The sequence below is a fragment of the Agrobacterium sp. BT-220-3 genome, from assembly GCF_025910175.1.
Taxonomy (GTDB): Bacteria; Pseudomonadota; Alphaproteobacteria; order Rhizobiales; family Rhizobiaceae; genus Agrobacterium; species Agrobacterium oryzihabitans.
Map to the genome: position 1 here is coordinate 543,978 of NZ_JAPAIX010000002.1, position 13,360 is coordinate 557,337.

The window sequence follows — 13,360 nt, forward strand, 5'->3', positions numbered from 1 at the left end:
TCAAACTCCCACTCGCTGCGCCTTGCGGATGTTCTCCTGCGCGGCGCGGGCGGCGCGAACGGTCTCGAAGGCGGAGACTGTCGGAACGCCAACATCCCAGTCGGCATCGCCCGGCACCCATTTCCACGCATCGGAGACGATGGAAATGACGGTGACGCCTTCGTTGCCCTGCGCCCAGATCATCGCCTCCTCAAGATCGGCGAGGCTATCGGCCTTGCGTGCATGAGCGCCCATCGCCTCCGCATGTTTGACAAAATCCACATGCAGCGGATTTTCCCGGTCCCTGATACGGCAATCCGCCAGCAGGTTATTGAAGCCCGGCACGCCCTTGGCCTGCTGCAAACGGTTGATGACGGCATATCCGCCATTGTCGCAGACCACCACGATCATCCGGTGCCCGGTCAGCGCCGCCGAATAGATGTCGGAGTTCATCATCATATAGGTGCCGTCCCCCAGCATGACGATCGGAACACCGCCAGCGCTGCCCGGTCCTTCCTGCGCCATCGAGCAACCCCAGCCGGCGGCGATTTCATAACCCATGCAGGAAAAACCGAATTCGCAATCGAATGTATTGGGGTTCTTGACCCGCCATCCCTTGGTCACCTCGCCCGGCGTTCCGCCAGCCGCTGCAATCAGTGTATCTTCAGGCCGCGCGACCCTGTTCAGAACGCCGACCACCTGCGCATAGGAGGGAACCGGTGCATTGGTGATGCGCTGGTGTTCGTCCAGCAGGCTGTCCCATTCGGCAAACAGCGTTTTTGCCCGCTGCATCAGGCCGGCGTCGGCCTTGTAGGCGCCAAGCGCCTGGTCCAGTTCGTCAATGGTTTCAAGCGCATCGCCGACCACGGAAAGCGCACGGTGTTTTACCGCATCGAATCGGGCAGCATTGACGGAGATGAATTGCGCCTCGCCGGAGAAGGCAGTCCAGGAACCCGTGGTGAAATCCTGAAGCCGCGTGCCAATCGCCAGAATGACATCCGCATCCTTGGCCAGCGCATTTGCCGAAGTCGATCCGACAATGCCGATCGGTCCGGCATGGACCGGATGGTGATGGGTGAACGCACCCTTGCCGGCGATGGTTTCGACGACGGGAATGCCACGCTTTGCCGCAAATTCGGCAAGGCGTTCTTCCGCCAGCGAATAACGAACGCCGCCGCCGGAAATGATGAGGGGGCGCTTTGCCTGCGCAAGCAGCCGGGCGGCGGCGGCCACAGCGTCGCGATCAGGGCGCGGCCGCGGAATTTTCCAGACCTTCGGCTCAAAGAAAACCGCCGGATAGTCGAAAGCGATTTCCTGCGTGTCCTGCGCAAGGCCGATGAATGCCGGGCCGCAATCGGCCGGATCGAGCATGGTGGCGACCGCCTGCGGCAGCGATTGCAGCAACTGCTCCGGCAGCACGATCCTGTCCCAGTAACGCACGACGGATTTGAAGGCGTCATTGGCGGTGAGCGTCGGATCGCCGAAATGTTCCACCTGCTGCAGAACCGGATCCGGCAGTCGGCTTGCGAAAGTATCGCCCGCGATGAGGAGAACAGGCAGCCTGTTCGCCATCGCAACGCCGGCAGCGGTCACCATATTGAGCGCGCCGGGACCAATGGACGTCGCGGCGACCATGATCTGCCTGCGCCGTTTTGCCTTGGCAAAGCCGATTGCGGCAAGCGCCATCGATTGCTCGTTCTGCCCGCGCCATGTCGGCAATTCGTCCTGCACCGTCTCCAGAGCTTCGGAAAGGCATGTGACGTTGCCATGTCCGAAAATGGCGAACACCCCGGCAAACAGGGGAACGCGCTCTCCGTCGATCTCGGTAAACTGGTTGCACAGGTAGCGTACTAGCGCCTGAGCCATGGTCAGGCGTAAGGTTTTAGTGGTCATCTCGCCTCCTCCTGCGGATGGTTGTTGATATGTTTTTGGAATGCATATTGACAAATTCAGTACTTTGCAATGATTATTGCCAAATACCTCGGGAGGAAAATTTCAATGCTAAGAATTGCAGTGCTTGGCGTGGGCCGTATCGGCCGCATGCATGCGGAAAACATCGTCGCTCATCCACGCGCGACATTGGCTGGTGTCTTTGATGTATACGAGCCCTCGGCGAAAGAAATTGCCGAAAAGCTTGGTGTGACGAGATTTGAATCAGCGGAAGCGGTTTTCGCTTCACCCGACGTCGATGCCGTGCTGATAGCCACCTCGACGCCCACCCATGCCGATCTCCTGGAAAAGGCGGTTGCAGCGGGAAAACCCGTCCTTTGCGAAAAGCCCATTGATCTCTCCCTCGACCGCGTCAATGCCTGCGCAGCGAAAATTGCCGGCAGTAATGTGCCGATCATGCTCGGCTTCGTCAGACGTTTCGACAGCGGACACCGCGCCGTGCGTGAGGCGGTGGAGAACGGAACGATAGGCGAATTGCATCAGGTCGTCATCACCTCGCGCGATCCGGGCATGGCCCCCGCCGCCTATATCGAAATGTCGGGCGGCATTTTCCGCGACATGACGATCCATGATTTTGACATGGCCCGTTTCATTCTCGGTGAAGAGATCACGCAGGTATCGGCCACCGCTTCGCGGCTGGTCGACAGGGCGCTGATGGAAAAATGCGGCGACTATGACACCGTAACCGTTGTGCTGAAGACTGCTTCGGGCAAACAATGCACGATCAGCAATTCGAGGCGTGCGGTTTATGGCTACGACCAGCGGGTCGAAGCATTCGGAAGCGCCGGCATGGCGATTTCGGAAAACCGGACACTCAATCATCTGCGCCTCCACACCGAAAACGGCACCGACCGCGCCGCACCGCTGATGAACTTCTTCATCGACCGCTATGCCGATGCCTTCGCATCGGAAATCAGCGCCTTTGTCGATGCTGTGGAACAGGGCAAAGCCCCCGAGGTGGGCTTTGAAGACGGCCGCCTCGCATTGCTTCTCGCCGAAGCGGCGATCCGCTCCGTTGCCGAGGGGCGCACCATCAACACCAGCAAGATCGGGTAAGCCATGTATGCGAATTTTGGACTTTTCATAAACGGCCGCTGGCTAACCGGCACCGTGACAGGTGAAGTCGTGTCTCCGGTCACCGGCGCGGTCCTGGGTGAGGTGGCGGTTGCCACCGCAAACGAGACCCGCGATGCGATCGATGCGGCGGCAGCCGCGCTTCCGAAGCTGCGCGCCATGGGCGGTTTTGCCCGCGCCGAGGCGCTGCACCGGGCCGCTGACGAAATGCTGCGCCGTGCCGAAGAAGGCGCGAAGATGATCTCGCTGGAGACCGGTAAACCGATCGCCCAGGCAGGCCGCGAATGGATACTTTCCTGCGACCAGTTCCGCTGGTTTGCCGAGGAAGCGCGCCGCATCTATGGCCGCATTGTCGACAGCCGGGTGCCCGGCGGACGGTTTGAAGTGACCCGCGAAGCCGTCGGTATCGTCGGCGCTTTTACCGCGTGGAATTTTCCGGCCGCCCTTCCGGCGCGCAAGCTCGCCCCGGCGCTCGCCGCCGGATGCCCCGTCGTGCTTCGCCCCTCGTCCCAGACGCCGGGCGTCGCCATGGTGATGGTCGATTGCCTGAAGGCGGCCGGTCTTCCGGATGGCGCGGTCAATCTCGTAGCCGGCTCGACTACCGATACCTATGGCCCGATCATGGCGGACAAGCGCGTGCGCAAGGTCTCGCTGACCGGCTCGACACGTGTGGGTCAGCAGATGATCCGCGATGCGGCTGAGACCGTAAAGAAAGTGTCCATGGAACTGGGCGGCAACGCGCCTCTCATCGTCTATGACGACGCCGACCTCGAAAACGTGCTTGACCTTACCGTGCCCACCAAATTCGCCAACTGCGGTCAGGTCTGCGTCACGCCGGATCGTATCTTCGTTCACGAAAGCCTCCACGACGCCTTTGTCGATGGTTTCGTAGCCCGCGCGGCGAAGATCAGGCTCGGCGACGGGCTTGATGCCGATACCGGCATGGGTCCCCTCATCAATGGCGGCCGTCTTGAAGAGATCGAGGCCGTGATTGCCGACGCCGTGCGCGCCGGTGCAAAAATCGCCCATGGCGGCAAGCGCCCGCACCACCTGAACCACGGCTTCTTCTTCGAGCCGACCGTGCTGACAGATGTAACAGATACGATGAAGGTCTTTGCCGAAGAGAATTTCGGCCCGATCGCGGCGATTACCCGTTTCAGCACCGAAGACGAGGTTCTGCAGCGCGCCAACGCCTCCGACATGGGTCTCTCGGCCTATGCATTCACCCGCTCGCCGGACAGGGCGCGGCGGACAGTGGCTGCGCTGAAATCCGGCATGGTCGGCATCAACAGCTTCGCGCTTGCCGCATCGGAAGCGCCTTTTGGCGGCACAAACCATTCGGGCATGGGGCGCGAGGGCGGTATCGAAGGGATAAGCGATTATCTCGAAACCAAACTCGCCCAGATCGTCTTTTAGAGCCTTTCCAGTAAAAGTGCGTAGCGGTTTTGCGTCCGGAAAATGCGAAAAAACAAAGTGACAGAGCACGTCCGACGATTCCGTTTTGACCGGACGTGCTCTAGCGACGGATATTTTGCAGGAGAATCCCATGCGAAAAAATAAACTGAAGGACATCTGGGCCGAGGGACGTCCGGTGCTGCATGGCTGGCTGTCCATCGCCAGCCCCTTCAGCGCCGAGATCATGGCGGCGCAGGATTACGACGCCATCTCCATCGACATTCAGCATGGCGCGGTCGATTACAAAGACGTGCTTGGCATGTTCCAGGCGATGCGTGCCTCCGACAAGGTGCTGATGGCACGGGTGCCATGGCTCGACCCGGCATGGATATCGAAGGTTCTGGATGCCGGTGCCTATGGCATCATCTGCCCGATGATCAATAACCGGGCGCAGGCCGAACAATTCGTCCGATACATGCGTTATCCGCCGCTTGGAGAGCGTAGCTTCGGACCCACCCGCGCCGTTTACGCCGCCGGCGGTAATTATGCCGCCGAAGCAAACGACGAAATCCTCGCCTTTGCCATGATCGAAACGGCGGAAGCGATGGACAATCTCGAGGAAATCGCCGCCACTCCCGGCCTCGACGGGATTTATGTCGGCCCCGCCGATCTCAGTTTTTCGCTCTCGAAAGGCCGGCTGACGCCCGCCTTCGACCGCGAAGAGCCTGAAGTCATCGACGCCATCAAGCGCATCCTCGACGCGTGCCACCGCAACGGCATCAAGGCGGCCCTTCATTGCGGAACTGCCGATTACGCGGCACGCGCGGTGGAATGGGGCTTCGACATAACCACAGTGTCAGGCGATTCACGCCTTCTGGCCGCGGCAGCGACGGAATCAACCGCGACGTGGCGCAGGCTGGTGGAAAAGACCACCAAAAAAACCGATGGCAAAGGGGGTTATTGAATGCCGAACCTTCTTGTGGCCGGAAAACTTCATCCTTCCGGCGAGGCGATGTTGCGCGATCTGCCGGCTCTCGGCTTCTCCGTCCGCTATATCGAGGACGTCTCCGAGGCCTCCTATGCACCTTTTGTCGGGGAAGCCGACGCAATCGTGATCCGCACGCAGCCGCTATCGGCGGCTACCATCGCAAGAGCCGGACGGCTGAAAGTGGTGTCCCGCCACGGTGTGGGTTACGATTCCGTCGATCTTGCAGAGCTCAACCGCCGCAACATCGCCCTGACGATCGTCGGCGACGTGAACTCGATCTCGGTGGCCGAACATGCGATGATGCTGCTGCTGGCGGCTGCGAAACGCGCCGTACTCGCCGACCGCGCGGTCCGCGAGCCCGGCCAGTGGAGCTGGCGAAACAGGCTCGAGCAGCAGGAAATATCCGGCAAGAACCTTCTCATCCTCGGTTATGGCCGGATCGGGCGGCACCTTGCCAGAATGGCGTCGGGCTTCGGCATGCATATCCGCGCCTATGATCCCTATCTCATGCAGGCCGGGTGGCCGCAGGGAACAGTAAACCCCGTTTCGCTGGAAGAAGGCCTGCCCTGGGCCGACTATATTTCCGTGCACATACCCAAGGGACCGACCCCGGCAATAGGGGCCACCGAGATCGCGCTGATGAAGCGCGGCGTCGTGCTGTCCAACACCGCCCGGGGCGGTGTGGTCTGCGAAAAGGCGCTGAGCGAGGCGCTCGCCTCGGGGCACATCGGAGCCGCCGGGCTTGATGTCTTCGATGACGAACCGCCGGCAAGTTCTTCTCCGCTGCTCGCCCAGTCAAACACCGTCATGTCCCCCCACATCGCCGGCCTTACGGCGGAATGCGGGGAGCGGATGGCGATCGCATCCATCGAAAACGCAGTCAATTATCTTAAAGGGACGATCGATCCCGGCCTTATCGTCAATCCGGAATTTGCACATGTCTGAAAAACCCGTTCTTCGCGTCGGTCTCATCGGCACCGGCTTCATGGGTAAAGCCCATGTCTTCGGTTTTGCCTCTGCCCAGAAGGTCTTCGACCTTCCCTACCGTATCGAGCTGCACACCGTCGCCGACATTACCGAGGATGCGGCTGCACGGGCGGCGGCGGATTTCGGTTTTGCCCATTCCACGGCCGACTGGCGCAGCATCATCGCCAATCCGGATATCGACATCGTCGACATTACGGCGCCGAATGCCCTGCACAAGGAAATGGCGCTTGCCGCCATTGCCGCCGGCAAACATGTCTATTGCGAAAAACCGCTCGCACCGCTGGCATCAGACGCCAGCGAGATGGCTGCAGCCGCCGCCGCACGCGGCGTGAAAACGCAGGTGGGTTTCAACTACCTTTGCAATCCCATGCTCCGGCTCGCAAGGGAAATGATAACGGCGGGCGAACTCGGTGAAATCCGTGGTTATCGCGGCCTGCATGCGGAGGATTACATGGCCGATGCCTCCGGATCCTTCACCTTCCGCCACGATCCGGCCGGCGGCGGTGCGCTCGCCGATATCGGCTCCCATGCTCTCGCCACAGCGGAATTCCTTCTCGGTCCGATCACCGAGGTAATGGGCGATTGCATCACGCTGATTACCGAGCGGCCCGATGGCAAAGGCGACATGCGAAAGGTGGAGGTGGACGATGTGGGGCGCGCATTCGTACGCTTCGCCAACGGCGCGCAAGGGTCGGTCGAGGGCAACTGGATCGCCACCGGCCGCAAGATGCAGCATGATTTCGAAGTCTATGGCGAAAAGGGTGCCCTTTCGTTCACACAGGAGCGCTTCAACGAGTTGAACTTCTATTCCGCAGCCGATCCGGCTGGCCGTCGCGGCTTCCGCAGGATCGAGGCATCTCCCGATCACCCACCCTATGGCCGCTTTTGCGTCGCGCCCGGCCATCAGCTGGGTTTCAACGACCTCAAGGCCGTCGAGATCGAAGGGTATCTGCGGGCTATTGCAGGGCAGACCGCCGAGCCGTTCGGTTTTGCCGCCGGCCTGCGTATCCAGCGGCTGGTCGAGACGATCCAGCGCTCGTCATCCGCACGGCAGCGGATGAGCGTACCCGCCTGAATCTGTCATCGTTGGGGCGGGCAGCGGACATCATGCCACTTGGAAAACCGCAATAAATATTGCAAGATTGTGTCATGAAGCAACAACCGCAGCCCGTCGACCCCCCGAAAGATTACGAAGAGCTGATCCGTCTCATTCATGATCGCCACGATCAGATGAGCAAGACCTATCAGCGAATTTCCGTCTATCTGACGCAGAACCCGAATGAAGTGGCCGTCCACTCGGTCAATACAATTGCCGAGCGATACAATATTCACGCCTCCAGTTTCGTGCGGTTCGCGCAGTCGCTGGGCTATAAGGGTTTCAAGGAGCTTCAGGCGCTGTTCCAGAAGCGGCTTGCAACGGCGGCCCCCGGCTTCGAGGCGCGCGTGCGGGCGCTCGACGACGAATTGCAAAATCGCGAGGATCGTTCGGAATACGGCTTCCTTCACGATCTGGTGGTGCGGGACATCGCTTCCCTGCAAGACCTGCTCGAACGCATCAGCGCCGAACAGCTCGGCACCGCCGCCGATCTGATCGACGCCGCCGGCACGGTCTATCTGGTTGGCCAGCTGCGCTCCGCACCGGTGGCGGAACTGCTGCGCTACATCCTCACCATGCTCGGCAAGCAATGCATCCTTCTCGACCCGGGCGGCGGGCTCGCCACCCATATGGCCCGGACGATGAAGACCGGCGACGTGCTGATCGCGGTGTCTTTCCGCTTCTATGCAACGGAAGTGGTGAATATCGTCGAAGAGGCGGAAAAGATCGGCGTGCCGATCGTGGCTATTTCCGATAGCACCCTATCGCCACTGGCGAAATCCGCGAAGGTTCTGTTTGCCGTTCCCGAGCACGATTACAGCTTTTCCCGGTCTCTGGCCGCGCCAATGTGTCTTGCGCAGGCGCTGACAGTCGCGGTGGCTGCCCGTGTTCAGAAGAACGAGACCGCACCGCGGATTCCGACGGTTACAGGACTCTAGGCGCATTCACCTCCCTCATCCCTGTGCTTGTCACAAGGATCCAGCCAGCCTGAGTCTTTGGGCTGAAAAGAGTCTTCTCGCCGCGCAGACGCGCGTCGGCTGGATTCCTGTGACAAGCACAGGAATGAGGTGGAGGGGGGCACCGCCCTATGAAAGCTTAGTGTGCTGTGGAGGCTATTCATCGGAAAGCTCCAGCTCTCCCGCCGCTAGAGCCCCGTCACGCCGTCCCAGATCAGCTTCACCGCCACCAGGGCCACGGATGTGTAGGTCAGGGGATAAAAGATCGAAGCGCGCATGCGGCGCACGGTCCAGGCCCCGAGCCATGTGGACACGACCGCCAGAGGAATCATTAGTGCAGCCCGGCCGAGGTTCTGTGCGCCGAAACCGCCCAAAGCGGCGTAAGGCACGAGCTTCAGGACATTGGTGATCGCGAAGAACATCACATTGGTGCCAGTAAAGACCTTCGGGTCCATGCGAAGCGGCAGCAGATAGACCTGAAGCGGCGGCGCGCCGGCATGCGCCACGAAGCTGGTGTAGCCCGCAAGCAGGCTCCAGAACCGCCCCGCCATCGGCCGCTCCTTTGCGACCGTCACCATAACGCCTCTCGCCAGAACGACGCGCAGCACGAACACGGCCGATACCAGGCCGACGATCAGACGGACCACGGCATCCGAGGTTATCTCGGCGGTCATCCATCCAAGCCCGATGCCGACGACAGCTGCCGGCAGAAGCTGACGCATGATCCGCCAGTCGACCCAGTTGCGCCAGGCCGCCACGCCAACCATGTCCATGACGACGAGGATCGGAAGCAGGATGGCCGCCGCCGTCACCGGTGACATCACCAGCGCCATCAGCGGAACGCCAAGCAGGCTCATGCCGCCGAGGCCGCCCTTGGAGAGCCCGACCAGCACCACCGCGAGGACGGTGACGCCCAGCTCCAGAGGAGAGTTGAAAAGGTTCAAAGAGTTCTCCTCGGCACGGCGGCCGGCATCCCTGCCGGATGCCGTGCATGACTATCAGCCCTTCTTCAACCGGGCTTTTTGACGGTAGACATCAGCAACGACCGCGCTGACGATGATCAGTCCCTTGACGATCTCCTGATAGTAAGCATCCACGCGCAGAAATGTGAAGCCCGACATCATCAGACCGAGGATCACGGTGCCGATAACCGTGCCGAAAATGCGCCCCCGCCCGCCGGAGAGCGATGTGCCGCCGATAACCGCCGCCGCGATGGCGTCAAGCTCGTACATCATGCCCATGCCGGCCTGCGCCGTTTCCGCGCGGGCGGCGGTGACGATACCGGCAAGACCTGCCAGAAGACCGGCGATGGCGTATACCTTGACCAAGTGCAGCTGGACATTGATGCCGGACACCCGGGCTGCCTGCATGTTCGCGCCGATCGCATAGGTGAACTTGCCATAACGCGTGTAGCGCAGCGCAAGATGAAAAGTGACGGCGACGAGCAGGAAGATGACGACCGGCCACGCGCCGGAACCGATCGACGCGAAGCTCTCGGTCGGGAAGGAGATCGGCTGACCCTTGGTATACCATTTGGCGATGCCGCGCGCGGTAACCATCATACCCAGCGTCGCGATGAATGGCGGTATTCCCGTCACCGCGATGAGCATGCCGTTGACGATACCGGCAATCAGGCCAAGACCGAGGCCGACGGCCAGCGGCACGACCACGGGCATATCGGTGAGCGCAGGATAGATCGCCCGGGCAAAATCGCCGCTTTGCGCGAAACTCATGGCTATCATGGCCGTCATAGCCACCACCGACCCCGAACTGAGGTCTATGCCGCCGGTAATGATGACCTGGGTGACCCCGACGGCGATGATGCCGACGACGGAAACCTGAAGGATCATGATCGTCAGGCGTTGTGGGCTGCCGAGAAAGCTCTGCCCCTGCACGAACCATCCGAGCAGTTCGAAGACGAGGGCGACCCCGATCAGCACGGTCAGAATGTTCAGCTCTTGCGGCAACTTGCGTCTTTTTGTTTCGACCGGCTCGGTCTGTACGCTATCCATAATTTTTCCTCCCCGGCATTGCCGCCGTCGCAGCCTAGCGGGCCGCCAGTTCCATGATTTTGACTTGGTCCGCTTCGGCGCGATCGAGAATTCCGGTCATATGCCCCTCATGCATCACGAGAATCCGATCCGACATGCCGAGAACCTCAGGCAGTTCCGAAGAGATCATGATGACGGCGACGCCCTCTTTGGCGAGGTTCGAAATCAGGCGATGGATTTCCGCCTTCGCGCCGACATCGATGCCGCGTGTCGGCTCGTCGAGAATGAGGATTGCCGGTTTCGTCAGGAGCCAGCGGGCGATCAAGACTTTCTGCTGGTTGCCGCCCGAAAGGTTCTCGATGCGCTCGTCAAGATCGGGCGTCTTGATCCGCAACGCCGTTTTCATCTCGCCACAAAGCGACATCAGGCTGCGCTCATCGACATAACCCATCGTCGCATGGCCGTTTTGAAGGGCCGCTATCTGCATGTTTTCAAGAATCGAAAGCGGGAGAAAACAGCCGGTCGCCTTACGGTCCTCCGTCAACAGCGCCATGCCCATGCGCATCGCATCCGCCGGCGAACGGATCGTGACCGGGGCGCCATTGATGCGGATTTCCCCTTCGCTTGCCGGCACCACCCCGAAAATCGCCTCGGCGACGTTTGAGCGGCCGGAGCCCACCAGCCCCGCCACGCCGAGGATTTCACCACGATGCAGATCGAACGAAACGCCACGAAAGACGCCCGCCAACCCGAGATCCCGGACCTCAAGGACAACATCGCCGATCGATGCTTCCTGCTTGGGAAACATATTGGTGATCTCGCGGCCGACCATCATTTTTATGATGTCGTCGCGCGTGACATCCGTGCTCGCATGGGTACCGACATATCGCCCGTCCCGAAAAACCGAAAACTCGTCGGCGATCTCAAAAAGCTCGTTCATCTTGTGTGTGATGTAGACGATGCCGATATTGCGTGACCGCAGGTCACGGATGATATCGAAAAGATGCGCGACCTCGGACTCCGTCAGAGCCGATGTCGGCTCGTCCATAATGAGAACGCTGGATTTATGGCTGACAGCCTTGGCGATTTCGACCATTTGCCGCTGCGCCACCGTCAGCGTGCTGACTTCCGCTGCCGGATCGAGATTAATCTTCAGCTGATCGAACAGCGCTCGCGTATCGGCCAGCATTTTCGCATGGTCTATGAAGCCCAGGCGGTTTTTGGGCTCGCGGCGGATCCAGATATTTTCGGCGACCGTCATCCAGTCCATCAGCGCAAGTTCCTGATGGATCATGGCGATGCCGCGCTCAAGCGCGTCGCGCGGGCTCTTAAGCCGGACATCCTCGCCGCGCAACCTGACTGTCCCGGCATCTGGGGTGTAAATCCCGGCAATGATTTTCATAAGCGTCGACTTGCCGGCGCCGTTTTCGCCCATCAGCGCATGGACGGAACCCGGCCGCAGGCGAAACTGCACGTCATCAAGCGCAACGACCCCCGGAAATTCCTTTCGCACCCCCTCGATTTCGAGAAGATAGGGGCCGGCTGCCTGCTTGAAGCGTTCGATCGCCTCTAAGGTGGTCGTGGAAATCATATCTCACCCGTCCTTTATCCGGCCACCGGCCGGGCCATGATTTGCAGCGTCGGCGACCGGGGCAATTCCCCGACCGCCGGCCACAAATCAGTTGCTGGACTTGTATTGAGCGACATTGGCGGGGGTGACGAGTTCGAAGGGCACATCGACCTTCTGCTCGAATTTTTCGCCGCGCGCGATTTTCAGCACGGTCTCGAGCGAGCCTTCGCCCTGCCCCTTGGCGGACTGATAGACCGTGACATCAAGATCACCCGCTTCCATTGCCGCAAGCGCATCCTGCGTTGCATCGACGCCGGCGACGATCACGTCCTTCATGCCGACACCGGATGATTTCAACGCCTGAATCGCGCCGAGCGCCATCTCGTCGTTGTTTCCGAGTACGATGGTCGGCTTCATGCCGGAGGTGACCCAGTTCGTCATCAGGTCCATCGCCGGGGTGCGCATCCAGTTGGCGGTCTGCGCGTCCAGCACCTTGATGCCCTTGCAGGTATCGCTTTTGAGAACACGCTCGGCCGCCGCCGTGCGGCCACGCTGGCCCGTGGTGCCGAGCTGGCCCATGAGGATGACAGCGTCGCCCTTGCCGCTGGCAAGCTTGCAAACTTCAGTCGCCTGCAATTCGCCCGCCTGCTCCTCATTGGAACCGACCCATGCCTGTTTTTGCGGGAATTTTTCCATGTTGGCCGGAAGCATGTTCACGAAGACCAGCGGAATACCCGCCTGATCAGCGATCTTCGACATGGCCTTGCCGGAATCCGCATCAACCAGCATGGTGATGATGCCATCAACGCCGGCCGCAACGAAGTTTTCGATCTGCGATTGCTGGCGGGCGATATCGCCCTGCGCGTCTTCCATCTGGACTTCGACGCCGAGGTCCTTGGCATGGCGCTGGATATTGTGGCGCAGAACGGTGAGATAGTTGTCGTCAAACAGCGACATGGCCACGCCGATCTTTTCGGCATGGGCGGCACTTGCCATCAAGGCGCAGAATACGGTTGTGATTGCGATTTTTTTGATCACGAGATTTCTCCTCCTCTTTTCCCCGCACGTGACGAATGTGTGCGACCATCCAAACCGGTGCCTCCGGGCTATCCAGGACATGACTCCGCCCTGACGGATGCAGCAGCACAATCCGCCTCAAACGAAGTCATGTCCTTTGGATCAGCCGAAACGGCAGCACCGTTTGCGCACAGCTTAAGTGCTGCGCCCGTCTCTCCCATGCGGCCGGCGTTTTCCGGGCGCAGTTTCAACATAACGGGATGAAACAGGATTCGCAACAAAAATTGCAGAATTTTTATACGGCAATAAAATTTCCAAAATTTCTTCTTTTGCCCGGCTTGCGGATTGGGATGCGGG

11 protein-coding genes are annotated in these 13,360 nt (G+C 60.4%); 6 read left to right on the plus strand and 5 right to left on the minus strand.

What is annotated here, in order from left to right:
- Window positions 1–1,872 carry a 3D-(3,5/4)-trihydroxycyclohexane-1,2-dione acylhydrolase (decyclizing) gene (gene iolD, locus OK142_RS09065; RefSeq protein ID WP_498682284.1) on the minus strand — a complete coding sequence of 624 codons (1,872 nt, stop codon included), beginning with the start codon at window positions 1,870–1,872 and terminating at the stop codon, window positions 1–3.
- A 105-nt stretch (window positions 1,873–1,977) separates the two neighbouring features.
- Here iolD and iolG point away from each other — a divergent pair, with 105 nt between their 5' ends.
- From iolG to OK142_RS09095, 6 genes are all read left to right on the plus strand, one after another.
- A complete protein-coding gene (gene iolG, locus OK142_RS09070) occupies window positions 1,978–2,985 on the plus strand; it encodes an inositol 2-dehydrogenase (protein ID WP_444759551.1) in 1,008 nt (335 codons plus the stop codon).
- Between the two features lie 3 nt (window positions 2,986–2,988).
- Complete coding sequence (locus tag OK142_RS09075) at window positions 2,989–4,419, plus strand: NAD-dependent succinate-semialdehyde dehydrogenase (RefSeq protein WP_313608551.1); 1,431 nt, start codon at window positions 2,989–2,991, stop codon at window positions 4,417–4,419.
- A 130-nt stretch (window positions 4,420–4,549) separates the two neighbouring features.
- The gene (locus OK142_RS09080; protein ID WP_498682287.1) at window positions 4,550–5,362 is read left to right on the plus strand and encodes an HpcH/HpaI aldolase family protein; all 813 of its coding nucleotides are present in this window, start codon (window positions 4,550–4,552) and stop codon (window positions 5,360–5,362) included.
- Window positions 5,363–6,331, plus strand: coding sequence for a hydroxyacid dehydrogenase (locus OK142_RS09085; RefSeq protein WP_498682288.1), 969 nt, complete (start codon window positions 5,363–5,365; stop codon window positions 6,329–6,331). It begins immediately after the preceding gene.
- Window positions 6,324–7,448, plus strand: coding sequence for a Gfo/Idh/MocA family protein (locus OK142_RS09090; protein WP_498682290.1), 1,125 nt, complete (start codon window positions 6,324–6,326; stop codon window positions 7,446–7,448). The genes OK142_RS09085 and OK142_RS09090 overlap by 8 nt, the downstream gene beginning before the upstream one ends.
- A 74-nt stretch (window positions 7,449–7,522) precedes the next feature.
- Window positions 7,523–8,407 (plus strand): MurR/RpiR family transcriptional regulator, encoded by an 885-nt coding sequence (locus tag OK142_RS09095; RefSeq protein ID WP_216333137.1) that lies wholly within the window; start codon window positions 7,523–7,525, stop codon window positions 8,405–8,407.
- A 206-nt stretch (window positions 8,408–8,613) separates the two neighbouring features.
- Here OK142_RS09095 and OK142_RS09100 read toward each other — a convergent pair whose 3' ends face one another.
- The 4 genes from OK142_RS09100 to OK142_RS09115 form a co-directional block, all read right to left on the minus strand.
- Window positions 8,614–9,369, minus strand: coding sequence for a sulfite exporter TauE/SafE family protein (locus OK142_RS09100; protein ID WP_498682293.1), 756 nt, complete (start codon window positions 9,367–9,369; stop codon window positions 8,614–8,616).
- A gap of 54 nt (window positions 9,370–9,423) precedes the next feature.
- Window positions 9,424–10,437, minus strand: coding sequence for an ABC transporter permease (locus OK142_RS09105; RefSeq protein WP_498682295.1), 1,014 nt, complete (start codon window positions 10,435–10,437; stop codon window positions 9,424–9,426).
- A 34-nt stretch (window positions 10,438–10,471) separates the two neighbouring features.
- Entirely contained in the window at window positions 10,472–12,007 is a 1,536-nt protein-coding gene (locus OK142_RS09110; RefSeq protein ID WP_498682297.1) for a sugar ABC transporter ATP-binding protein, read from the minus strand.
- 87 nt (window positions 12,008–12,094) lie between these two features.
- On the minus strand, window positions 12,095–13,021 hold the full coding sequence (locus tag OK142_RS09115; protein WP_409528151.1) for a sugar ABC transporter substrate-binding protein: 927 nt from the start codon (window positions 13,019–13,021) through the stop codon (window positions 12,095–12,097).
- Window positions 13,022–13,360 lie beyond the last annotated feature (339 nt).